The organism is Hymenobacter sp. DG01 (genome assembly GCF_006352025.1).
Taxonomy (GTDB): domain Bacteria; phylum Bacteroidota; class Bacteroidia; order Cytophagales; family Hymenobacteraceae; genus Hymenobacter.
The window spans coordinates 2900387-2921170 of record NZ_CP040936.1 but is presented as its reverse complement, the minus strand read 5'-3'; the positions used below and the strand labels follow the sequence as shown (position 1 = coordinate 2921170).

The window sequence follows — 20784 nt, the reverse complement described above, 5'->3', positions numbered from 1 at the left end:
GGTGTGCCAGGCGGGCGCAGGCTAATTGTTCTGGCATAGAGCTGAGCAAGCAAGCCGGTTAGGCCGCTGCGGCCGGCATGGTTTGCTGCAGCAGCCACTGGTAGAGCCGGTCCACGTCTTCCTTGCGGAACAGCTCTGTGCCGGGGTTCATGGTAGCTGCCGTGCCGCAGGCCACGCCCAGCCGCACGGTTTCGCGCACCGAGAGGCCGGTTGCCAATCCGTACACCAGCCCGGCCACCATACTGTCGCCGGCTCCAACGGTGCTGCGCTTTTTCACGGCTGGCGCCGGCACATGGTCCACCAAATCCTGGCTGACCACGCAGGCGCCCTGGGGCCCCAGGGAGGTTACCACAATGGCGCACTTGCCTTCCTGCACCAGCTGGTGGGCTGCCTGGGCCACGGCTTCGCTGTCAAGCTCATCAACCCCGGCCATCTTGCTTAACTCGCCCACGTTGGGCTTGGCCAGGTACACGCCCTCCTGTAGAATTTGGTGCAGGGCCGGCCCCGATGTATCGGCCACTACCTTAATGCCCATGCCCTTGGCGGCCCGCACAATCTTCACCAGAAACTCGGGCTCCACGCCCGGCGGCAGGCTTCCACTGATAACCAGATACTCGGGCACTTCGGCCAGACTTTTAAGGGTAGCCAGAATCTGCTGCTGCTCTTCCAGGGAAAGCGGGGTGCCGGGCATGCCGAAGCGGTACTGCTGGCCGCTGGAGGCATCTACCACGATAAAATTCTCGCGGGTGCGGCCCACGGTTTCCACGGGCCTCTGCTGAATGTGTTCCTGCGCCAGCAACTCCTGGAGCAGCATACCACTGGGTCCGCCGACTGGAAATACCGCCACGGAATCGGCACCGAGGCGCCTGAGGGCCCGCGAAACATTGATGCCGCCCCCGCCGGGCTCAAACTTAGGCGGGGCGCACCGGAGTTTATGATCCGGAATGATCTGGTCGGCCGTGGTGCTTTTGTCCACGGTGGGGTTGAGCGTCAGGGTGACAATAGGCTTCATAGAAAACCGCAGTGGCAGGTGAACCGGCATGCTCCCAGGCCTGGGGCCGGCAAAAGGAGTGTACTAGCTACGGGCCACTAGGTTGCCGGGCGGGCGCCGCTAATGAAAATTTACCGGGGTAGGGTACGGGGCACACTTACCCAGCTGCCGCCGCGAAACTGCCGGAATTGTTCGTCCTTTGCGGAGCCTGTTCCAACCTTTCCCGTGCTCTATGCAGGACTCTGCTCCCCTTTCCCTGAGAACCGTTGACGTGACGCGCTACGTCACTCCCCTGCGTGAAGGCGGCTCGCTGCCGGCCCTGGTAGAAGCCGACGACGGGTTTATGTACGTGGTGAAGTTCCGGGGGGCCGGCCAGGGCCTGAAAGCCCTGATTGCCGAGCTGATTGTGGGCGAAATGGCCCGCGCGCTGGGTCTGCGCATGCCGGAGCTGGTGTTTTGCCAGCTCGATGAAGCCTTTGGCCGTACCGAGCCCGACGAGGAAATTCAGGATTTGCTGCGCTTCAGCACGGGCCTCAACCTGGGCCTGCACTACCTCTCCGGCGCCAGCACCTACGACCCCCTGGTGAATACCATTGAGCCGGCCCTGGCCTCGCGCATTGTGTGGCTCGACTGCCTGACCCTGAACGTGGACCGCACCGCCCGCAACACCAACCTGCTGATGTGGCACAAGGAGCTGTGGCTGATTGACCACGGCGCGGCCCTTTATGTGCACCACGCCGGCCCTGGCTGGGCCGAGCCCCGGCCCCGCCCGTTTCCGCAGGTGAAAGACCATGTGCTGCTACCCCAGGCCACGGAGCTAACTGCCGCCGACGCCGAGGGCCGTGCCCGCCTCACCCCGGAGCGCATCCGGGCCATTGTGGACCTAGTTCCGGCCGAGTGGCTGGCCGAATCGGGGGTGGATCCGGAGGAGCAGCGCGAAAACTACGTGCGTTTCCTTACCGCCCGCCTCGCCGCATCAGAAACCTTTGTTCAGGAAGCCGAAAATGCCCGAAAAGCACTTGTTTGAGTATGCCGTGCTGCGCGTAGTGCCCCGCGTGGAGCGCGAAGAGTTTCTGAACGTCGGTGTGATTTTGTACTGCTCGTCGCGGGGGTTTCTGCAGGCCCGCTTCGAGGTGCCCGAAGACCGGCTGCGCGCCTTTGCCGGCGACCAGCTCGACCTGCCGGAGCTGCACCAGCGGCTGCGCTCCTTCGAGCGGATTTGCGGGGGTAGGAAGGAGGGCGGCCCCATTGGGCAGCTGCCGCTAGCCTCCCGCTTCCGCTGGCTTACGGCCACGCGCAGCACCATCGTGCAAACCTCGCCCGTGCACCCTGGCCTCTGCCAAGACCCCGCCGACACCCTGAACCGCCTCTACGCCCAGCTGGTAGGGTAGTTACCCCGGTCCGACGCCGGAGACGTCCGACCGGTTGGCTTTATGCTGATATCCACCAGAATGGTTTGGCCATTGCGAAGGGGTAGGCGGAGGCTGTTCTGGCGGTGCGGGCGGCAACCGGTCGGACGGGCGCAGTCCGTCGGACCGGGGCAGATCAGTCGGCCAGTAGCTGCTGCTCCTTCAACCAGTCGAAAATCAGCTGGTCCACCGGCGACACTTCGGGTCGGTGGCGGTAGCTCAGCCAGACCACTTCTTCGATTTCGGCGGCGGGCTGCAGCTGGCCAGCGTAGGCGGCATAGTAGCAGGTCATTTGTACCAGCAGGCCCTAGGGGTGACCGTGGGCCTGGGCCCGGAAGGTGCCCGCGTGCACCAGGGTAGCCGCGTCGAGGTTCACGGTCAGCTCTTCCTTAATTTCGCGTAGCAGGGTTTGGGCGTCGGTTTCGCCGACTTCGCGCTTGCCGCCGGGGAAGTAGTACCGGTCTTTGCCCCGGCTGCGGGTGCTCAGCACGCGACCTTCCTGCAGGTGCAGCCAGGCTATTTTGTCGATGAAGGTCAAAGTGGATGTGTGGTCGTAAGGTTCTGGCGGTTCAAGCAATATAGCCCGTTCACTCAGGTTTCCACCACAAAGGCTTTGGTTACCAGCCAGGCACCATCAGCCGTTTTGCCCAGGCGGAACTGACCAATAACGCCCTGTTTTGGAATACGCAAATTGACTTTAGCAGAGTCGTAGTCAATGATTACTTGTTCCACAATGATCGGAATAGCATTTATCTCATCACTCATTCTTATATTATACTCTATCACGCACCTGTTGTTAAGTGTAATATTGAATTTGGGTTTTGGTAATTGTTCGTCGTTAATTACAGGTAGCTCTTCATAGCGAAAAGTAAAGATGCCAGGCCCTGGTCTATTCAAGAATATGGATAGCTGGTTATCGGAAAATGTTGCCTGAACTACTTGGCGTATGTTTTCCTCTCTTTTGGTCTCTGATTTAGTACAGCTCAATACTACGATGATGAGAAATACTGCGCTTAGTATTGATTTCATAGTTAAATAAAATATTTGCGAACTTGTTAAGCTGAATGTGGTCAAACGCATTTATAAATCAAATTTCATATACTTCAGCGCTTTGAATATTCCAGGTGTCTTTCTTTTATAAAGTAAAATTGCCTACCATGCCTTCAATGGAGAATCCTAATCGTATCGTAGCGGTATTTCTAGTTAGCTCCAGAATTTGAATGGTAATAACGGGTTTTTTGTCTCATCTTGTTTTTCATTGCATACTAATGGAATGCTATTTTTAATTTTTAGAGTAATACATTTTAACTCCTGAAGTGTCTGTGTGTTGTACGCAGAAAATGGGCCAAGGCGAAAATAAATAGTATCACCTATGTTTATATAATTATCTGTAAATTTCGTGATTTATTTGTTATTGATTATTGAATTTATAACATCATTCAGTTCATTCTGGCTAGGTTGAGGACTGGTCTGGCGTTTACCTGGAACAAGCATGAGTAGTGCGAGTAGTATAGCCATACTATTTTATAGTATTTGTGGCGCATTAAAGGTGCTGGAAATAAGTTCTTATTATATGTTTACGCCTATCGCTCATATACATCTGACTTAGTAACAGACCAAGTGGGGTTCTTGGTCAAAGTAAACGAGCCATGCACCCCTTCAATAGGAATTCGAAGTTTTATTTCCGCATGCGGGCTAGTCACGCTCAGGTAGTCAATTATGATAACAACTTTGTTTTTTGGGAGAGTGAAGTAATCTTGTTTTGATGCCTGTAGCTTTTCTCCTTTTGCCAAAGGTTCATGGGAGTATATGATAATACTGCCATCCTTGTAGGGGTGTTTCAATCTAGCTAATGAAGTGCTTTTCCCATTACATATGGGTTGATTGCTTTGCTTAATATAGATAAATTTTTTATTTCCTGTATAATTAGAAAGGAACGCGGTGACCTCAGGGCTATTTATAACAACGGCTAGTGCTTTACGCACATCCTCCTCACACGAGCTTGGTGCATAAAATTGACTCAAGGTAAAAAATATAAGGAAATTATTGAGCATGGTTGTTTATTGATAGTATTTGTTTAAGTAGTAAGAGTTGAATTGATCAACAGTGACTCCCCATGCACGGTTTTCAAATTCTGTACCCTCCTCGCCTAGGAATTTAACAACGTTTAGGTTGTCGCCATAGTGTACATATTCATGCAATAGTGAAACGGCTAAGAAAAAACTCATAGCATTTCTGTGTGATATATTAAAGGAAGCGTTTTCAAAAGCGCGTACTTCCGACTCAGCCACGTATAGAGTGTTAGGAGTGCTCGATCTGAATAACGCAACAGCTGGTAGTTCCTTTGCTATAACAAGGGTTGGGCCTGAGTTAAAGTTTAAGTGTTGTGCAATTTGCTGATCAGTCAACTTGGTATAATAACGTATCGCCTCCATTATTTTTGGATCTGATTTTGCAAAACTGGACAAGTTTCGAACCAAACTTGTGAAGGCGGGATATTGTTGCTGGTCATTGTTATTCATTATAAAATAACCTGCAAAACTTGCACTAGTACTGTATTCGCTTCCTCCATTCGTTTCAGCGGGTGGGGTGTATTCCATGCCCCCGGTGCCATGCCAACCGCCGCTGCCATTCCAGCCGCCATCGTTCCAGTTACCACCAGGAAAGCCATGGTCTGACTCATCTTCCCACGGCTTTCCATAGATGTCCACGTTCGGTAGAGTTCCGCCATTCATGCCGGGGCTGTTTTCATCGGAGTCATACACATTCTGCCCACGGGAAACAGCAGAAGGTTGAGTGGGTTCGGGCGCATCCGGAACGCATCCTGTGAGGAGACTAGCCAAACCGATGGATAAGGGTAATACAAGTTGGCTGTAGTGCCGGATACCAGAAAAGGTAATTGGTATTTTTCACTGGAAAAACTTTAAATAATGAAAAGGTAATTGTATCGGCAAAGTTAGTAGGGCATACGTACACACCAGACACACAAGCCCAAAAACCAAACCGGCCGAACCCTCACGAGGGTTCGGCCGGTTGGCGGGGGTAGGGAGACGAGGTTAGTTAACCACCTGATAGGGCACTCCCATGTTCTGGAACAGGAAGGCCCACTTGTCGGTCTGCTCGCTGATAACCTGGGCCGTGGAGCGGCCCGCGCCGTGGCCGGCTTTGGTTTCAATACGAATCAGGACCGGGGCGCTGCCCTTCTGAGTTTCCTGCAGCTTAGAGGCAAACTTGAAGGAGTGCGCGGGCACCACCCGGTCATCGTGGTCGGCGGTAGTCACCAGGGTAGCGGGGTAGGAAGCGGGCTTCAGGGCGTGGTAGGGTGAGTAGCGGTAGAGGTACTCGAACATTTCTTTGGAGTCCTGGGCCGTGCCGTAGTCGTAGGCCCAACCAGCGCCGGCCGTAAACTGGTTGTAGCGCAGCATGTCCATTACCCCCACGGCCGGGAAAGCCACCTTGAACAGCTCAGGGCGCTGGGCCATCGTAGCGCCCACCAGCAAGCCACCGTTCGAGGCGCCCGAAATAGCCAGGTAGTCTTTGGAGGTGTAGTTGTTCTTGGTCAAGTACTCGGCGGCGGCAATGAAGTCGTCGAACACGTTCTGCTTCTGTAGCTTGGTGCCGGCCAGGTGCCACTTTTCGCCGTACTCGCCGCCACCCCGGATGTTGGGCACGGCATAGATGCCGCCGTTTTCGAGCAGAATGATGTTGCTGGTGCTGAAGGCCGGCGTTACGCTGGAGTTAAAGCCGCCGTAGGCGTAGAGCAGGGTAGGATTCTTGCCATTCATCACCAGCCCCTTCTTGTAGGTGATAATCATGGGCACTTTGGTGCCGTCCTTGGAGGTGTAAAACACCTGCTTCGACTCGTACTTGGTGGGGTCGAACTGCACGCCGGCCTTCTTATACACCGTGGATTTGCCGGTGGCAATATCGTACTTGAAAATGGTGGGCGGGTAGATGTAGGAGGTGAAGGTGTAGTAGGTTTCCTTTTCTTCCTTTTTGGTGCCGAAACCGCCGGCTGTGCCTACCGAGGGCAGCGTGATGGTGCGCTCCTTCTTGCCACTCATGTCGTACTGCTCAATGAGGGAAGTAGCGTCTTTGAGGTAGTTGGCGAAGAGCTTGCCGCCGCCCGTGGTTACGCGCAGCACGTTCGGCGTTTCCGGAATCAGGTTTTTCCAGTTGGCGGGGGTAGGGTTGGCCGCGTCCACGGTTACCACGCGGTTGTTAGGCGCGTTCAGGTTGGTGAAGATGTAGAGCTTGCTGCCCATGTTATCCACCACGTCCACCTCGTTTTTCTCGTGGTCGATGACCTGCACGATGGCGCTGCCGGGCTTGCTCAGGTCCTGAATGTAGAGCTCGTTGCCGGTAGTGGTGTTGGCGGCGCTGATAACCAGGAAACGCTCGTCCTCGGTCAGGGAAGCCCCGATGTAGCGGCGCGGCGTTTTCTCGCCCCCAAACACCAGCTTATCGGTACTTTGCTTGGTGCCCAGCTTGTGGTAGTAGAGCTTATGAATCTGGGTTTTGCCGGCCAGCTGGCTGCCGGCGGTGGGCTTGTCGTAGGAGCTGTAGTAGAAGCCGTCGTTGCCCTTCCAGGCCAGGCCCGAGAACTTCACGTCCTTGAGCGTATCGCCCACAATGCTTTTATCGGCGGTTTTCAGCACGATGACCTTGCGCCAGTCGGAGCCGCCTTCTGAAATCTGATAAGCGGCCAGGCTGCCATCCTTGGTGAAGTTGATGCCCGCCAAGGAGGTAGTACCGTCCTTGGAAAACTGGTTGGGGTCGAGGAACACCTCCGGCGCACCGCTGCCTACCTGCCGGTACAGCACCGACTGGCTCTGCAAACCCGTGTTCTTGCTGAAGTAGGTGTACTTGCCTTCCTTGAAAGGGGCGCCGTACTTCTCGTAGTTCCACAGGGTTTCCAGCCGTTTCCGGATGGCGTCGCGGTAGGGAATCTGGCTGAGGTAGGCCTGCGTTACCTTGTTTTCTTCCTGCACCCAGCCCTTGGTATCGGCGGCCTGGTCGTTTTCCAGCCAGCGGTACGGGTCGGCCACTTTGGTACCGAAGTAGGTGGTAACGGTATCTACCTTCCGGGTTTGAGGGTAGGGTAGGGTTTTGATGGGCGCCTGGGCCAGGGCCGCGGGGCCGGCCAGCAGCGCCGCCAGCGTGGGGAGAAGGACTACGTTTCTCATAGAAGACGGGGTAGGGAAAGAAAGGCTTCTGGAAAGCAACCAGAGAAGCAAGGTACTAAAGCTGCCTAAAGTCTGGGCCCGAAAGACGGAAGCAGCGGCCGGGTAGCAGCAGCCTCGCCCCGCCATGGTATTTTACTGCCTCCGAAGCTATATATTTCAAGCACTTTATATCCCTTTACCTTTCCGCTTATGAAATATCTCGCTCTAGCACTGCTGTTGGGAGGCTTATCAACCTATCAGGCAACGGCCCAGCAAATAACCCCACCGGTTGCCAGCCCCGGTGGCCGACTGTGGGCAAATGAAAACCTGGGGGCCCTGCTCGACGGCAAAATGGCCTATGCCTACCAGGCTCCGCAGCGCGAAGCCCAAGGGCAGGCCTTCTTCCAGCGAACCTGGCAGCCCGGCGAAATCATTCTGGTGAATACCAAGCAGCGCATCGGCAATATTCAGCTGCAGTACGATGCCTACGGCTATCAGCTACTGGCCGTGCCGCAGCGGAACCGGGCCGATACGCTGCTGCTGAACAAGAACGAGATACAAGGATTTGTGGTGCAGGACGAGCTGTTTGCTGACCGCGTGCACACCTTCCGCCGCTTCGATAATGCCCCGCGCCCCGACCAGCAGCAGGAGTACGTGGAAGTGCTGCACGAGGGCAAGTACACGCTACTCAAGCGCCACTCCCGCCAACTCCAGCGCTCTGATAAGGACAAAGTATTCAACAGCGGCCGCCACTACGACCAGCTGGTGGAGTACAACTCCTACTTCCTGAGCCGGCCCGATGGCACGGTGGTTCCGGTGAAGCTCAATGCCAAAGCCATCAGCGCGGCCGCCCCCGATCTGGCCGCTGCCATCAAGGCCGAGCTGGCGCGCCAGCAGGTGCTGGCCAAATCAGAGCTGGACATCGTGACGTTGCTGGCCAGCGTGGACAAAGCGCCCTAGCCCAGGGCTGACGTCAGGGCCTTCTGTCCCGTAGAAAAAGCGTCCTTCCGGCCAGCCGGAAGGACGCTTTTGGGTTTTTCGGGCGGCCCGCGGCTCGGCTCCGAGCGTAACCACTCCGTGCCGCCGCTGCGTACTGCCCGGAGCTACCGGCCGCTTTGGGCCCCTCCCGCTTATGCCTACCCCCCTTTATTACGTTGGCTGCTCCGGCTTTTCCTACCGCGACTGGAAGGGCGTATTTTATCCCCCGGAGCTGCCGCCGCGCAAGTGGTTTGCCTACTACTGCACGCAATTTTCTACCCTGGAGCTGAACGTCACTTTTTACCGGATGCCTGCCCTTGCGGCCTTCGAGCAGTGGTACGACCAAAGTCCGGCCAACTTCCGGTTTGCCGTGAAAGCGCCCCGGCAGGTCACGCACTACAAGAAGTTCGGGCCCGAAGCCGAGCCTATTCTGGCCGATTTTTACGGGACCGTGTGGGAGGGTCTGCGCGAAAAGCTGGGGCCCGTCTTGTTTCAGCTACCCCCGAAAGCGGCGTACACCGAAGAGTACCTGGACCGTATTCTGGCCGCGCTGGATTCTGGTTTTCAGAACGTCATCGAGTTTCGGCACCCCAGCTGGTGGGATGGGGAAGTATTTCGCCGCCTGGCCCGGCACAATGTCAGCTTCGTGGGCCAGAGCCATCCGCTACCCCTCCCCGATGAGGTAATCATCAACACGCCGGCCGTGTACTACCGCTTTCATGGCGTGCCGGAGCTGTATAAGTCGCCGTATAGCCCGGAGTTTCTGGCCCGGGTAGCGGCCGAGGTGAAGGCCGCCCCCGAAGCGCGCGAGGTGTATCTCTTCTTCAACAACGGCATAGGTGGGGTAGGGGCCCTGAACGCCCGGCAGCTGCAGGAGTTGCTTACCAGCCCGGCCTGAGGCGAAGGCGCCGTGAGCCCTCACGCAAGCCAACCCCACCAGTAACGCGCTAATGAGGGCCGGTAAGCATGGCGTTGCGTCTTTTAAGCGGGGCTACTGCTGGCTGCTCCGCGAAGAGCTGGAGCAGCTGCCGCCTTTATCGGAAAGGTCCGTCAGGCTGGTGCCGCCCTTCATGTCGCCGGTTGTCTGGTTTTGAAGGCGTCGGGGTGGTGGCCGGCGGCAAGCTCGACATAACTTTTGCGCCGGGCCGCTACGTACCCTTCCGGTATCCCGTCCTTTTTCAGCCATGATGAAAGTGGTAGTTGCCGCCTGGCTTACCTGCTGCCTGCTGCTTACCGGCCCCCTGGCTCAGGCCTGCCGGGTATGCCGGCCGCGGGTACAGGCCCAGATTCATACCCCCGACTATACCACTAACCTGCTGGTGCTGCTGTTGCCGGTGGGGCTGGTGCTGCTCATCGGGCTGGGCTTGTTTTTCGCGCCGGCCCTCAAATCTCGTCTTACCTCTACCCCCCGCCCATGACCCAACCTCAACCCCTGCACCGCACTCCCCTGATTGCGGCTGGCCTGCTGCTGGGCGCTGGCCTGGGCGGCTTTGTTGATGGCATTGTGCTCCACCAGATTCTGCAGTGGCACAACATGCTTTCCAACCAGCTCCCCCCCGATAACCTGGTGGCCGCGAAAGTGAATATGTACTGGGACGGGGTGTTCCATGCGGCTGTGTGGGTACTCACGGCCATTGGGCTGCGGGTGCTGTGGGCCGCCAGCCGCCGCCCCGATGTGCCATGGTCGGGCCGGACGCTGGTGGGCGGGCTGCTGCTGGGCTGGGGTTTGTTTAATGTGGTAGAAGGCCTGATTGACCACACCATTCTGGGGCTGCACCACGTGTACGAGTACACCGAACAGAAAATGCCCTGGGATATGGCCTTCCTGGCGTTTGGGCTCCTGCTGCTGCTGGCCGGCTGGGCCCTGGTCCGGGCCGGGCGCGCCGATACGGCCCCCCGAACGGCCTACGGCGCCTAACCCATGGCTACCCTGCTCCTGAACCCAGAGCCCGCCGCTCCCACCTACCATATTGGCTGCTCGGGCTTTCACTACCGGCACTGGCGGGGCGCATTCTACCCCGAGAAATTGCCCCAGCGCAGGTGGTTCGAGTTTTATCAGCAGCACTTCCGGACGCTGGAGCTGAACGTGACGTTCTACCGCTTTCCCCAGCTTTCGGCCCTGGAAAGCTGGTATCAGCAAAGCCCACCCGATTTTCAGTTTTCGGTGAAGGCTCCGCGCCTAATTACCCACTACAAGCAGTTTCACGACTGCGCTCAGCTGCTGGCCGATTTCTACGGCACCGTGCAGGAGGGCTTGCGTGAGAAGCTGGGGCCGGTGCTGTTTCAGCTGCCCCCGCGCCTCACTTACTCCGAGGAGCGCCTGGCTCGCATCACCGACAGCCTTGACCCGGCTTTCCGGAACGTGGTGGAGTTCCGGCATCCTAGCTGGTGGTTGGGCCACGTGTACCAGGAGCTGGCCCGGCGGCGCATTGCCTTTGTGGGCCAGAGCCATCCGGCCCTGCCCGATGAGGTAGTCACCAACACCCAACTGCTTTACTACCGCTTTCACGGCACGCCGGAGCTGTATAAGTCGCCTTACCCTGAGGAGTTTCTGCGGCGAGTGCACCAGGAAATAGAAGCCGCTGGTCACGTTCAGGAAGCCTACCTCTACTTCAATAACGACATTGATGCGTCCGCCATCGGTAATGCCCGACAGATGCTGGCGCTAACCGGCGCCCAACGCTAGCGGGCCGCTAGTGGGGGTAGCGCCGCCGCCAGATCTTGAACCAGTGCTTGTTGGCCGGGTAGCTGCGGTGCGAGGTGGCGTTGTTGAACACCATAGCCACCACAAACAAAATCAGCACGCCCGACAGCACGGGACTCAGCACGTAGAGGTAGCCCAGGGCCTTAAGCTTCTCGGAACCTACCACGGCCATTAGGGCTGTGGCTCCACCCGGCGGGTGCAGGGTGCGGGTTATCTGCATAAGCACAATAGCCAGCGAAACGGCCAGGGCCGCCGTTAACCACAGCGGGGCGGGTAGCAGTTGCTGCACCGTAACGCCCACCAATGCACTGACTACGTGCCCGCCTATAAGGTTGCGGGGCTGGGCCAGAGGACTGTTGATGTGACCATAAATCAGAACCGAGGAGGCTCCGAAGGAAGCAATCAGAAACAGGTTGTCGTAAGGGGGCAGGAAGGCGCTGTTCAGCCATCCCAGCAAGCCAATACCCACAAACGAGCCCAAGAAGGTCCAGAGGTGCTCCTGATAATCAAAAAGGGTTTCCTGGTAAAAGATGTAGCGCGCCCGGCGCATGCGTTGTCTGAGCTTTTCTCGCATGGCAAATCTGTACGCGCGCAAAAGTACTGGCCGCCGGGCCGTTTTGCACCACACAGGCCCGGTGGGCGGGCTTCAGCCGCAGGCTGTGGCTGCTACCAGGGCGCGCCCTCTTCTAGGATTTATCTGATTAAAAATTTATCTTAAACTTATGCAAAACACTTAATCACAGCTCGCTATGGACACAAGACCAAGAAGATACATGGGCCTGGGCTACCGGCTGGCCCATATGCCCTGGTGGGCCTACGTGCTCGTGATTATGGGAGTGTACCTGATGGGCTGGGTAATGCGCCTGACGGGAGTTATTCCCGGGCACTAACCCGCGTGGCCTTCAGCTACCTCAACCACAAACCCGGTTTGGGCCAGCGTGCGAGCTGCCCCAAACCGGGTTTGTGCTGCCGGCAGGGGTAGGCAGCCGCTAGCGGCTGCCGGCGGGCGGGGGCGCCAAGTGCTGTAGCAGCAAGTACAGCATGTGGTAGATTTCCTGGAGCTGCGCGGTATCCGTAATGCCTTCTTCCTTCGTGAACGTGAGGAGTATTTCCGCTTCGGGCTCGTGGTGGGCGGGGGCTAGCGTCAGGCGCAGCGGCTGGTACTTAAGCAGCGTGGCCCGTACGCTGGGCTCGGTCAGCAGGGTCCGGAGGGCAGCGGCATCGTTGGTAGTGATGATGAAGGCCGCATCCAGCTCGGGGTCGTGCAGCTCCACGTCCGTCAGGCCCAGGAGCTTGCCCAGCTCGTGCACCCAGTCCTGCTCGTGCAGGGCAAAGTGCAGGGTGGGGCGGCCGGGCACCACCGTGGTTAGCGTAGTTAGCTCGTAGCCACCCTCAAACCCGCCGCCCAGGTCTATATCCAGCCCAAACTGCGTGCGGTAGCCACCGTGCAGAAGCTCGGCCTGATATTCGTATTGGTTTCCATCCTGAGCCAGGTCGGCGGCTACCTGTTGCCACAGCTGGACTTCTGTGTCGGCGGAGTATGTGCGCGGAGGGTTCATATGCAGCGGAAAACGGGAAGAAACAGTTAAAGGAACATACTCAGCCCTAGCTCCGAAAGTTGCTGAGAGGCCGCTGCCCCTCTAGTAACCCCGTGCTAGTTGCACCTGGTTTTCCAGGGCCTCGTGCTGGCGCAGGTGCCGCAGGTTGCGCAGCAGGATATCTACTTTGCCCTCATCCTCGCCGGGCTGCCCGCCCCCACTGTGCTGGGTAAGCAGCACGCGCGGCAGGCTCCAGAGCGGACTTTCGACCGGCAGGGGCTCCTGGGCCGTTACATCCAGCACGGCTCCGCCCAGCCGGCCGGTGCGCAGGGCCTCTATCAGGGCCGGCTCGTCGGTGGTAGTGCCGCGGCCCACGCTGGCGTAAAGCGCATCCGGGCGCATGGCCGCAATCAGCTCGCCCGAGAAAAAGCCTTTGGCGCTGCCGGGCAGGCAGTTTACCACGATGTCGGCGGAGGGGAGGGTCGCCCGCAGCTCCTGCTCGGAGTGCAGCTGAGCCTGCGAATCGGTGCGGGCCAGGAACTGCACCGTGCAGCCAAATCCTGTCAGCTGCTGCGCTACCGCCTGTCCAATGGTTCCGCGGCCCAGAATAATAACCTGCTTGCCGCGCAACAGCCCCAGTTGAGGGCGCAACGGCGCCCCTACCCACTGTTTTTGGGCCTGCAGCACCGCCAGCTCCGGTATGTAGCGCAGCAGGCCCAGCACACCTGCCACCATGGTTTCGGCGCAGGGCCAGGCAAAGAAGTCACCCATATTAGCCACCGGGCAGGCCAGGGCTACCCCCTGGTACTGGTCAATCCCGGCCGAGTCGATTTGCCAGAACTGCAGCTGGGGCGGGACGGACTGCAGCCATTCGGGGGGCGGGTTTCCCAGCAATATATCAGCTGTATCCAGGGCTGGGCGCTGGTCGGCGGGGGCCAGCCCGGTACGGAAGGTTGCCCGCACATCAGGCGGCAGTTGCCGGAGCAAGTAGGCACGGGCCGCCGCGTTCAGGTTGGAGTAAACGAATAGGTGCATGGTATCCATAATCGGGGGTTAGCTGTCAGGGTTGCACAGCCGGGCTCAGTTTGCGGGCGCCGGAAGCTACGGCTGTGGCCGTGGGTGGGTCAATTAGAGCAACAGCAGGTTTTGCTTCCTGCGGGAAAATATCCTCGGCCGGCCTGCCGCCAAGAGCAGCCTCTATGGCACCCGCGTTGGCCTGTAAGCTTTGGGGTAGGCTATCAGCTAAGCAAAAGAGAAGGCCCCAAGCTACATAGCCTGGGGCCTTCTCTTTTGACTGGTTGGTTCTATTGATTAGTCGCGGCGCGAATACTGCTCGTAGCGCACCGGGTCTTTCTTCTTGTCCTTTTTGCGACCCAGCAGGCCACCGGCGGCAGCGCCGGCTGCCGTACCTATAATGGCTCCTTTGGTACCGCCTACCACGGCCCCGGTAACGGCACCGGCCCCGCCACCAATGGCGGCACCTTTGGCTTTCTTACTCCAGGTTTTCTTGGGCTTGGTTTGCGCTTCGGCATCCGAAACTACTACCGTGCTTTCCATCACAAACAAGGCCGAAAGCATAGCCGCATATATTTTGAGCGTTTTCATGGAATCTATGATTAAAATCCTGAGAGGATGATGTTTGGCTTTTTTAACGAAGCCTTAAAACGCAGGTTTCAAACTGGTCATAATTTTGCACGCAGTTCTGTTGCATGCTATAGCAAAATGCTATATAGAAGCTGAGCTATAAAAATGCCCCCAGACTAGCAGTCTGGGGGCATTTTTATAGCTCAGGCAAACGAGCAGTGCTTGGCCTTACTTCAATGGTTCGGCCGGGCTGGCTTTCTTCACGTAGGTGTCCAGCCACGTATTCATTTCCCAGAGCATGTGCATGATAGACTCGCGGGCGGCATAGCCGTGCGACTCTGCGGGCAGCACCACGTAGCGCACCGTGGCGCCGTGGCCTTTTAGGGCGTTATAGAACCGCTCACTCTGGATGGGGAAGGTGCCGGAGTTGTTGTCGGCCTCGCCGTGAATCAGCAGAATCGGGGTTTTGATTTTGTTGGCGAAGTTGAAGGGAGACATGGCGTTGTACACCTCCGGCGCTTCCCAGAACGTGCGTTCCTCACCCTGGAATCCGAAGGGCGTGAGGGTGCGGTTATAGGCGCCGCTGCGAGCAATACCGGCCTTGAACAAGTTGGTGTGAGCCAACAGGTTGGCCGTCATAAAGGCGCCGTAGCTATGGCCCATGACAGCCACCCGGTTCGGGTCCACCACTCCCAGGCGCTTGCCTTCGTCAATGGCCGCCTTCGCCGAAGCCGTCAACTGCTCCACGTACGTGTCGTTGGGCTGCTTGGCGCCTTCACCCACAATCGGAATGCTGGTGCCCTGCAGTACGGCGTAGCCCTGCGTCACCCAGAATACCGGCGAGCCCCAATTGAGGCGGGCAAACGTGTAGGGAGAGCCCTTCACCTGGCTGGCGTCTTTCTTATCCTTGAACTCCACGGGGTAGGCCTCCATTAGGGTAGGCAGGGGACCATCCTCCTTCTTGTAGTTGGGCGGCAGGTACAGATTGGCGGTCAGCTCTACGCCGTCGGCACGCTTGTACTTAAGCACCTGCTTCTGCAGGTTGCCTAGGCTGGCGTACGGGTTCGGAAACTTGGTAAGGGGCGTTACCTTCAGGCTCGGAGCATCGCGCAGGTAGTAGTTGGGCGATTCCTGCGGCGACTCGCGGCGCGTTACAAATACGCGCTTGTTGGCGTCGAGAATGGTAACCGGCATCTCGTAGTACGGGGCCTCGGAGCGCCACCAGCGCAGGCTCTTTTTGGTGCGTACGTTCAGCTCATCAATAAAGGGCCGGTCCCCTTCCGGCGAAGCGCCAACCCCGATCAGGTACACCACGTCGCCGGTACCGTCGGTGTGCAGCACGTAGCGGCCCTGGGCGTTGCGGCGCAGGTAGGGCGAGCCCGGGTGCGTGTAGGTATCCTGGGAGGAGCGCTCGAACAGGGGCGTCAGGGACGTTTTAGTGGCCAGGTCCAGGGTCCAGGTGGTTTCCTTGCGGTCAGCCCAGCGGTAGCCTTCCACCAGGGCCAGCTTATCGTTGCCCCAGTGGATGTCGCGGAAGCGCAGGGGTAGGGCCGCCAGCTCCTGGGGTTGCCCATCGAAGGGGGCAGCCAGGCCGTACAGCTTGTCGCGCACGGCAGCCTCTGTTTTAGGGTTGCCGCCATCCTGGGCTTCTACCCAGAACGCGGTGTTGGGGGCATCCTCGCGCCAGCCAAACTGACGGGGACCGGTGGGCACGGCGTCAAAGCTGGTGGGCACGTTGTCGGCCAGCGGCACTTCGGCCAGCTCCTTTACCACCAGCCCTTCCAGGTTCAGAATATCTACCCGCTGGGGGAAGCTGCTGACGGGCAGGGTGTAGGAGTAGGGACGGTGGCGGGTGCGCACCATCACGTAGCGGCCATTGGGAGCGGGCAGGGCCTGCTGAATAATACCGGGCTGGCCCAGCGGGGCCATGCGCCCATCCAGGCCTACTTTCACTACCTGCGCCAGGGCGTAGTAGTCAAACAGGCGCTCGTCGATGGGGCTTTTCAGCAAGTCCTGGTAGGTGCGGGCTCCGGCCGTCTTGCCGATGTTCTGCTGAATGGCCGGGCCTTTGGGGGCCTCGGTGGCGCTGGGCGCTTCGCCACGGCCGCCCACTACGGCGCGGGCAATAATGGTTTTATTGTCAGAAACCCACTCGAAAGGAGTACCAAATACGCTGTTCAAAAACAGATTGGGCACCAGCCGGGCCGAGGCCGAGGCCACATCAGCAATCCACAGCTCTACGTGGTTGTTGGTGGTGTGGGTAAAGGCAATTTTGGTATTGTCCGGCGACCATTGCACGTCGCTGATGCGGGCATTGGCCGGCAGGCCGGTAATCAGCAGGTCTTTGCCGTCGGGCAGCTGCCGCAGGCGTAAGGAAGAGGCGTAAGAAGCCCGGCTGCTGCCGTTGGTGCGCGGGTTAATGCGCAGCCCGGCCAGACGTAGCTCGGGTTGGCTGAGCTCAGCAATGGTGGGCATATCCTGTACGTCCATCACCAGCATCCATTGACCATTGGAGGCAAAGCTGACGCGGGGGGTAGGCGGGGCTTCGGCAAGCGCTGCAATGGCGCGGGGCGGAGTCTGGTAGGGCAGATCCTGCGCCGCTGCCAGGCCCATGGTACCCACGCAGAGGGCCAGGGTAAGTCGAAGTATCTTCATAGAAAGAGGTAAGCAACAGAAAATTACCACAAAGGACGGTACAATCCGGCAGATTTTCTAAAGGATGTGCAACTCTACTCCGCCAGATTCCGTAGCTGCCGGCTTAACGCGCCCAAAAAAACGCCGAACCTCTGCGGAGCGCAGAAATCCGGCGTGTAGTGCTGGGCTCGGGCCTGTAAGCCGCCCTAATGATTGACAGGAACCTCAATCAGAAGGAAGTGACTTTCGGCCTCCACCTGAATAGCCACGGCATCGGTTTCCCAGAGGCCGAGACTTTCGCGGGGCCCCACGGCCTGCCCGTTTGCCGTTAGCTGGCCTTCCATCAGGAAAAGAAATACGCACTTGTTGAGCGGGTTCAGGCGGTATTCCACCGTCTGGCCGGCCTCGAACAGGCCCAGGCTGAGCTTGGCGTTCTGGTTGATCCAGCAGTGCGCCGTGCCTTCCTCATTGCTGACGATGGTGGTGAGCTGGTTGCGGCGCTTTGCCCGGGGGAAGTGGCGGCGCTGGTAGCGCGGCGTTACGTTCTGGAGCTTGGGCTCAATCCAGATTTGCAGAAAATTGACTTCCTCCTGCCCGATGTTGTGCTCTTCGTGCCGCAGCCCCGAGCCGGCGCTCATAATCTGCACCCAGTCCTGGGTTACCTCCTCGGAGTAGCCCAGCGAGTCCTTGTGGTTCATGTGTCCGGCCAGCATCACGGAAATAATTTCCATGTTGGCGTGGGCGTGCAGGCCAAACCCGTGGCCGGGCTTCACGAAGTCATCGTTGAAGACGCGCAGCAGCCCGAAGCCGGCCCGCTCGGGGTTGGCGTAGGAGCCGAAGCTGAGAGAAAAGTGGCTTTGCAGCCAGCCAATGTCCTTCAGGCCGCGGTCGGAGGCTGGGGTGTGGCGGTACGGCATGGGTTAGGCAGGTAGCTGGTGGTGAAAGGCAATTTCGTGGAGGGCCTTACGCTGGCGCGGTGTCTTTTCCCGGCTCAGGAACGGCTCCTCCAATTGTTCGGCGGTGCCAAGGTAGCCCAGGGCAATAAAGGTTACGGGCTGCAGGGTTTCGGGTAGCTGAAATACCTCGCGGGTCTTGGCCGCGTCGAAGCCGCCCATAAAGTGGCCGTGCAGGCCCAGGGCCGTAGCTTCCAGAATCAGGTTGCCATTGGCCAGGCCCAGGTCGTGCAGGGCGGCGCCGTTGGGCGTGCCATTATCGTAGTGAGTTTTGGCCAGGGCCAGAATCAGCACGGGCGCGTGTTTAGCCCAGGGCTGGTTGCCGGGCAGCAGGCAGTCCACCATTTTCTGAAAGGTTTCCCCATCGGCGTGGTGGGCGTAGATGTAGCGCCAGGGCTGCTCGTTCATGGCGCTGGCGGCCCAGGAAGCGGCCTCAAATACCTGCTGCAGCGTTTCGGGTGCTACGGGGTAGCTGGCAAAAGCACGGGGGCTCCAGCGCTTGCGAATGGTTTCCAGTACGGGAAACGTGGTGGGAGCGTGTTTCATAACTGACAGAATTGCGCCAAGTAATTGCGCTGACTAAAAAATAAAGGTGGCTGCCGGCCCTACCCGCAAGCTGGTAAGAAAGCCGGCCTCGAGGAAAGCAGCCGCCTACCCCCGGCAGACCCAGTAACACCTGAAACGCCCGGAGGTTGGCGCCGATACCGGCAAGGCCCCGGCTACTACAAGCTCATGGGGACTTCCATCAGCAGCAGGCGCGCGTTGGAAGTCGCCTGCATCGTGAAGCCATCCGTGTCCCAGAGGCCCAGGCCGTCGCGGCGGTGCAGGGCTTGGCCGCCTACCGTGGCGTCGCCTTCCAGCACAAACACATACACGCCGTTGCCCTGCTTCTTCACCTGATAGTCGGCGGCAAAGCCCGCTTCAAAATCGGCCAGATGGAACCACGCATCCTGATGAATCCAGACGCCCGCGTCGGTGGGGTCAGGCGACAAAACCTGCTGGAACTGGTTGCGGCGGTCCGCAGCCTGGAAGGTTTGCTGATCGTAGCGGGGCGTTACGTTGCGCTTGTTCGGGAACACCCAGATCTGCAGAAACTTCACTTCTTCATGCGGACTGTGGTTTTTCTCGCTGTGGGCAATGCCCGTGCCGGCACTCATCACCTGCACGTCGCCGCTGCGGATAATACCGTGGTTGCCGGCGCTGTCCTTGTGCTCCAGCGTGCCGGAAAGCGGAATGCTGATGATTTCCATATTGTCGTGGGGGTGGGTGCCGAAACCCATGCCGCCCGCCACGGTATCGTCGTTCAACACCCGCAGCACCCCGAAGTGTACCCGCTCGGGATTGTGGTAGCCGGCAAAGCTGAAGGTATGGTAGGAGTTGAGCCAGCCGTGGTTGGCGTGCCCGCGCGAAGCGGCCGTATGAAGAAGCGTTTGCATAAAAGAAGCGACTTGGAATGAGTACCTGGTGGGAATCGTATGTACATACATAGATTGTGGGCCAAAGATTCACCTCTCGCTATACATTTGCAAGCGGCGACCCCCATGCACGCAGGTCGCGGAGTAGTAAACTCATCTGATAGCCAAGTAGGTAGCGCGGACGAGCGGGTAAAATAAAATATTGTGCCCGATAGCTATGCACCGGGCCCTATACATAAGTGCGTGCCGACTGAACAAGCCCCGCGCAACGGAAGCTTTCTGCTGGGCAAGTCACTGGTACCAGTAGGGGCTAAGTGCCGTGCGTTCTGGTAGCGTATAATGAGCTTATTATTAGGGGCAAAGGGCGACGCGTCGTGCAAGGGCAGCCGTAGGCTAACGCAGCAAGACCGATATGCTATGGCCCGTATCAGGGCGGGTAGTACCTTGCCGGGGTTATGCTCCAGTGGCCTGATTTTCCTGTTGTCTCCCGGCTGGCTCCTACCCCCAGCGGTTTTCTGCACCTGGGCAATGCCATCAACTTCACCCTGACCTGGCTGCTTACACGTCGGGCGGGTGGGGTGCTGCACCTGCGCATTGATGATCTGGACCGCGCCCGGTTCCGGCCCGCCTACCTCGAGAATATCTTCCGGACCCTGGAGTGGCTGGGCCTCGACTATGACCACGGCCCCGCGGGCCCCGAGGACTTCGAGCGTTACTTCTCCCAGCAGCATCTGCTGTCTGCCTACGAAGCCGTGCTGCAGGCGGCAAAGCAGGCCCACCCCGGCGTGTTTTACGCCTGCCGCTGCTCCCGCACCGACCTGGCTCGCCTGGCCCGCCCCGATGGCTGCTACCCCGGCACCTGCCGCCACTATTCCCTACCCCTCGCTACGCCTCAAACCGCATGGCGCGCCCTCGTGCCGCCAGCTACCACGGTGCATTTCCCCGACCTGCTTCAGGGGCCGGTAACAAGTCATCTGGATACAGCGCTGGGCGACTTTGTAGTGCGCAAGAAGGACGGAGCCGCCGCCTACCAGGTGGCCTCCGTGGTGGACGATGTACGCCTGGGCGTTACGTTGGTGGTGCGCGGACAGGATTTGCTGCCTAGCACGGCCGCCCAGCTCTGGCTGGCGCAGTATCTGCCCGGGCAGGAAGCGTTTAGGAGTACCCGGTTTCTGCATCATGGGCTGGTGCTTGATGAGAGCGGGCAGAAGCTGTCGAAATCGACGCAGGCGGGCGGGCAGCGTGGCATTGTGGAGGAAGCAGGCTCCCCACAGGTGGTGTACGGGGCCGTAGCACGGCTGCTGGGACTGGCCCCAGCGGTCGGCCAGTCGTTGGCTGGTTTGCTGGCCGAGCTACACCCCGGCGCATAAAAAAGCCCCTCTGGCAACCAAAGGGGCTTTTTTTAGGAAAGTT

24 protein-coding genes are annotated in these 20784 nt (G+C 58.8%); 9 read left to right on the top strand and 15 right to left on the bottom strand.

From position 1 onward, the window contains the following. Positions 1–58 precede the first annotated feature (58 nt). Positions 59–1012: a 1-phosphofructokinase family hexose kinase gene (locus FGZ14_RS12325; protein ID WP_139924555.1), complete on the bottom strand. Its 954-nt coding sequence runs from the start codon at positions 1010–1012 to the stop codon at positions 59–61. 211 nt (positions 1013–1223) lie between these two features. Between FGZ14_RS12325 and FGZ14_RS12320 the strand changes: the two genes are divergently transcribed. Then, positions 1224–2018: a HipA family kinase gene (locus tag FGZ14_RS12320; protein ID WP_139924554.1), complete on the top strand. Its 795-nt coding sequence runs from the start codon at positions 1224–1226 to the stop codon at positions 2016–2018. Continuing rightward, the gene (locus tag FGZ14_RS12315) at positions 1996–2382 is read left to right on the top strand and encodes a DUF3037 domain-containing protein (protein ID WP_139924553.1); all 387 of its coding nucleotides are present in this window, start codon (positions 1996–1998) and stop codon (positions 2380–2382) included. The genes FGZ14_RS12320 and FGZ14_RS12315 overlap by 23 nt, the downstream gene beginning before the upstream one ends. 154 nt (positions 2383–2536) lie before the next feature. On the opposite strand, the gene FGZ14_RS22070 is transcribed toward FGZ14_RS12315, so the two are convergent. The 6 genes from FGZ14_RS22070 to FGZ14_RS12290 all read right to left on the bottom strand — a co-directional run bounded on the left by FGZ14_RS22070 (position 2537) and on the right by FGZ14_RS12290 (position 7586). Continuing rightward, complete coding sequence (locus FGZ14_RS22070; RefSeq protein ID WP_257883220.1) at positions 2537–2692, bottom strand: hypothetical protein; 156 nt, start codon at positions 2690–2692, stop codon at positions 2537–2539. 15 nt (positions 2693–2707) lie between these two features. Then, entirely contained in the window at positions 2708–2938 is a 231-nt protein-coding gene (locus tag FGZ14_RS22065; protein WP_257883219.1) for an NUDIX domain-containing protein, read from the bottom strand. Between the two features lie 53 nt (positions 2939–2991). After that, a complete protein-coding gene (locus FGZ14_RS12305) occupies positions 2992–3429 on the bottom strand; it encodes a hypothetical protein (RefSeq protein WP_139924552.1) in 438 nt (145 codons plus the stop codon). Positions 3430–3983: 554 nt separating this feature from the next. Beyond that, on the bottom strand, positions 3984–4454 hold the full coding sequence (locus FGZ14_RS12300; RefSeq protein WP_139924551.1) for a hypothetical protein: 471 nt from the start codon (positions 4452–4454) through the stop codon (positions 3984–3986). Positions 4455–4460: 6 nt separating this feature from the next. Beyond that, a complete protein-coding gene (locus FGZ14_RS12295; RefSeq protein ID WP_139924550.1) occupies positions 4461–5165 on the bottom strand; it encodes a hypothetical protein in 705 nt (234 codons plus the stop codon). A gap of 291 nt (positions 5166–5456) precedes the next feature. After that, positions 5457–7586, bottom strand: a complete 2130-nt coding sequence (locus FGZ14_RS12290; RefSeq protein ID WP_139924549.1) for a prolyl oligopeptidase family protein — start codon at positions 7584–7586, stop codon at positions 5457–5459. A 189-nt stretch (positions 7587–7775) separates the two neighbouring features. On the opposite strand from FGZ14_RS12290, the gene FGZ14_RS12285 reads away from it, so the two are divergent. From FGZ14_RS12285 to FGZ14_RS12265, 5 genes are all read left to right on the top strand, one after another. Beyond that, entirely contained in the window at positions 7776–8525 is a 750-nt protein-coding gene (locus tag FGZ14_RS12285) for a hypothetical protein (RefSeq protein ID WP_139924548.1), read from the top strand. A 172-nt stretch (positions 8526–8697) separates the two neighbouring features. Beyond that, positions 8698–9441 (top strand): DUF72 domain-containing protein, encoded by a 744-nt coding sequence (locus FGZ14_RS12280; protein ID WP_139924547.1) that lies wholly within the window; start codon positions 8698–8700, stop codon positions 9439–9441. 286 nt (positions 9442–9727) lie between these two features. Further along, a complete protein-coding gene (locus FGZ14_RS12275; protein ID WP_139924546.1) occupies positions 9728–9961 on the top strand; it encodes a hypothetical protein in 234 nt (77 codons plus the stop codon). After that, positions 9958–10461 carry a DUF2243 domain-containing protein gene (locus tag FGZ14_RS12270; RefSeq protein ID WP_139924545.1) on the top strand — a complete coding sequence of 168 codons (504 nt, stop codon included), beginning with the start codon at positions 9958–9960 and terminating at the stop codon, positions 10459–10461. Before FGZ14_RS12275 ends, FGZ14_RS12270 begins: the two co-directional genes overlap by 4 nt. 3 nt (positions 10462–10464) lie before the next feature. Continuing rightward, a complete protein-coding gene (locus tag FGZ14_RS12265) occupies positions 10465–11229 on the top strand; it encodes a DUF72 domain-containing protein (RefSeq protein ID WP_139924544.1) in 765 nt (254 codons plus the stop codon). Positions 11230–11236: 7 nt separating this feature from the next. Here the strand turns inward: FGZ14_RS12265 and FGZ14_RS12260 are convergent, their stop codons facing one another. Further along, positions 11237–11821 (bottom strand): HPP family protein, encoded by a 585-nt coding sequence (locus FGZ14_RS12260; RefSeq protein WP_139924543.1) that lies wholly within the window; start codon positions 11819–11821, stop codon positions 11237–11239. 175 nt (positions 11822–11996) lie between these two features. Here FGZ14_RS12260 and FGZ14_RS21755 point away from each other — a divergent pair, with 175 nt between their 5' ends. Continuing rightward, the gene (locus FGZ14_RS21755) at positions 11997–12137 is read left to right on the top strand and encodes a hypothetical protein (protein ID WP_180754341.1); all 141 of its coding nucleotides are present in this window, start codon (positions 11997–11999) and stop codon (positions 12135–12137) included. 99 nt (positions 12138–12236) lie between these two features. On the opposite strand, the gene FGZ14_RS12255 is transcribed toward FGZ14_RS21755, so the two are convergent. The 7 genes from FGZ14_RS12255 to FGZ14_RS12225 all read right to left on the bottom strand — a co-directional run bounded on the left by FGZ14_RS12255 (position 12237) and on the right by FGZ14_RS12225 (position 19392). Next, positions 12237–12806, bottom strand: a complete 570-nt coding sequence (locus FGZ14_RS12255; protein ID WP_139924542.1) for a hypothetical protein — start codon at positions 12804–12806, stop codon at positions 12237–12239. 81 nt (positions 12807–12887) lie between these two features. Next, entirely contained in the window at positions 12888–13829 is a 942-nt protein-coding gene (locus FGZ14_RS12250; RefSeq protein ID WP_308217145.1) for a D-2-hydroxyacid dehydrogenase, read from the bottom strand. Positions 13830–14096: 267 nt separating this feature from the next. After that, positions 14097–14390 (bottom strand): glycine zipper domain-containing protein, encoded by a 294-nt coding sequence (locus tag FGZ14_RS12245; RefSeq protein ID WP_180754340.1) that lies wholly within the window; start codon positions 14388–14390, stop codon positions 14097–14099. Between the two features lie 207 nt (positions 14391–14597). Continuing rightward, the gene (locus tag FGZ14_RS12240; RefSeq protein ID WP_139924541.1) at positions 14598–17024 is read right to left on the bottom strand and encodes a prolyl oligopeptidase family serine peptidase; all 2427 of its coding nucleotides are present in this window, start codon (positions 17022–17024) and stop codon (positions 14598–14600) included. Positions 17025–17209: 185 nt separating this feature from the next. Further along, positions 17210–17920: a pirin family protein gene (locus FGZ14_RS12235; RefSeq protein WP_139924540.1), complete on the bottom strand. Its 711-nt coding sequence runs from the start codon at positions 17918–17920 to the stop codon at positions 17210–17212. Between the two features lie 3 nt (positions 17921–17923). Next, complete coding sequence (locus FGZ14_RS12230) at positions 17924–18502, bottom strand: nitroreductase family protein (RefSeq protein ID WP_139924539.1); 579 nt, start codon at positions 18500–18502, stop codon at positions 17924–17926. A 176-nt stretch (positions 18503–18678) separates the two neighbouring features. After that, a complete protein-coding gene (locus FGZ14_RS12225) occupies positions 18679–19392 on the bottom strand; it encodes a pirin family protein (protein ID WP_139924538.1) in 714 nt (237 codons plus the stop codon). Positions 19393–19826: 434 nt separating this feature from the next. On the opposite strand from FGZ14_RS12225, the gene FGZ14_RS12220 reads away from it, so the two are divergent. Further along, positions 19827–20741, top strand: a complete 915-nt coding sequence (locus FGZ14_RS12220) for a glutamate--tRNA ligase family protein (RefSeq protein WP_139924537.1) — start codon at positions 19827–19829, stop codon at positions 20739–20741. The last annotated feature ends 43 nt before the right edge of the window (positions 20742–20784 follow it).

What these genes read in the sequence shown, in the direction of transcription:
- FGZ14_RS12325 (WP_139924555.1), bottom strand. Translation starts at nt 1,012, where the DNA reads ATGAAGCCTATTGTCACCCTGACGCTCAACCCCACCGTGGACAAAAGC.
- FGZ14_RS12320 (WP_139924554.1), top strand. Translation starts at nt 1,224, where the DNA reads ATGCAGGACTCTGCTCCCCTTTCCCTGAGAACCGTTGACGTGACGCGC.
- FGZ14_RS12315 (WP_139924553.1), top strand. Translation starts at nt 1,996, where the DNA reads ATGCCCGAAAAGCACTTGTTTGAGTATGCCGTGCTGCGCGTAGTGCCC.
- FGZ14_RS22070 (WP_257883220.1), bottom strand. Translation starts at nt 2,692, where the DNA reads ATGACCTGCTACTATGCCGCCTACGCTGGCCAGCTGCAGCCCGCCGCC.
- FGZ14_RS12305 (WP_139924552.1), bottom strand. Translation starts at nt 3,429, where the DNA reads ATGAAATCAATACTAAGCGCAGTATTTCTCATCATCGTAGTATTGAGC.
- FGZ14_RS12300 (WP_139924551.1), bottom strand. Translation starts at nt 4,454, where the DNA reads ATGCTCAATAATTTCCTTATATTTTTTACCTTGAGTCAATTTTATGCA.
- FGZ14_RS12290 (WP_139924549.1), bottom strand. Translation starts at nt 7,586, where the DNA reads ATGAGAAACGTAGTCCTTCTCCCCACGCTGGCGGCGCTGCTGGCCGGC.
- FGZ14_RS12285 (WP_139924548.1), top strand. Translation starts at nt 7,776, where the DNA reads ATGAAATATCTCGCTCTAGCACTGCTGTTGGGAGGCTTATCAACCTAT.
- FGZ14_RS12280 (WP_139924547.1), top strand. Translation starts at nt 8,698, where the DNA reads ATGCCTACCCCCCTTTATTACGTTGGCTGCTCCGGCTTTTCCTACCGC.
- FGZ14_RS12275 (WP_139924546.1), top strand. Translation starts at nt 9,728, where the DNA reads ATGATGAAAGTGGTAGTTGCCGCCTGGCTTACCTGCTGCCTGCTGCTT.
- FGZ14_RS12270 (WP_139924545.1), top strand. Translation starts at nt 9,958, where the DNA reads ATGACCCAACCTCAACCCCTGCACCGCACTCCCCTGATTGCGGCTGGC.
- FGZ14_RS12265 (WP_139924544.1), top strand. Translation starts at nt 10,465, where the DNA reads ATGGCTACCCTGCTCCTGAACCCAGAGCCCGCCGCTCCCACCTACCAT.
- FGZ14_RS12260 (WP_139924543.1), bottom strand. Translation starts at nt 11,821, where the DNA reads ATGCGAGAAAAGCTCAGACAACGCATGCGCCGGGCGCGCTACATCTTT.
- FGZ14_RS21755 (WP_180754341.1), top strand. Translation starts at nt 11,997, where the DNA reads ATGGACACAAGACCAAGAAGATACATGGGCCTGGGCTACCGGCTGGCC.
- FGZ14_RS12255 (WP_139924542.1), bottom strand. Translation starts at nt 12,806, where the DNA reads ATGAACCCTCCGCGCACATACTCCGCCGACACAGAAGTCCAGCTGTGG.
- FGZ14_RS12250 (WP_308217145.1), bottom strand. Translation starts at nt 13,829, where the DNA reads ATGGATACCATGCACCTATTCGTTTACTCCAACCTGAACGCGGCGGCC.
- FGZ14_RS12245 (WP_180754340.1), bottom strand. Translation starts at nt 14,390, where the DNA reads ATGAAAACGCTCAAAATATATGCGGCTATGCTTTCGGCCTTGTTTGTG.
- FGZ14_RS12240 (WP_139924541.1), bottom strand. Translation starts at nt 17,024, where the DNA reads ATGAAGATACTTCGACTTACCCTGGCCCTCTGCGTGGGTACCATGGGC.
- FGZ14_RS12235 (WP_139924540.1), bottom strand. Translation starts at nt 17,920, where the DNA reads ATGCCGTACCGCCACACCCCAGCCTCCGACCGCGGCCTGAAGGACATT.
- FGZ14_RS12230 (WP_139924539.1), bottom strand. Translation starts at nt 18,502, where the DNA reads ATGAAACACGCTCCCACCACGTTTCCCGTACTGGAAACCATTCGCAAG.
- FGZ14_RS12225 (WP_139924538.1), bottom strand. Translation starts at nt 19,392, where the DNA reads ATGCAAACGCTTCTTCATACGGCCGCTTCGCGCGGGCACGCCAACCAC.
- FGZ14_RS12220 (WP_139924537.1), top strand. Translation starts at nt 19,827, where the DNA reads ATGCTCCAGTGGCCTGATTTTCCTGTTGTCTCCCGGCTGGCTCCTACC.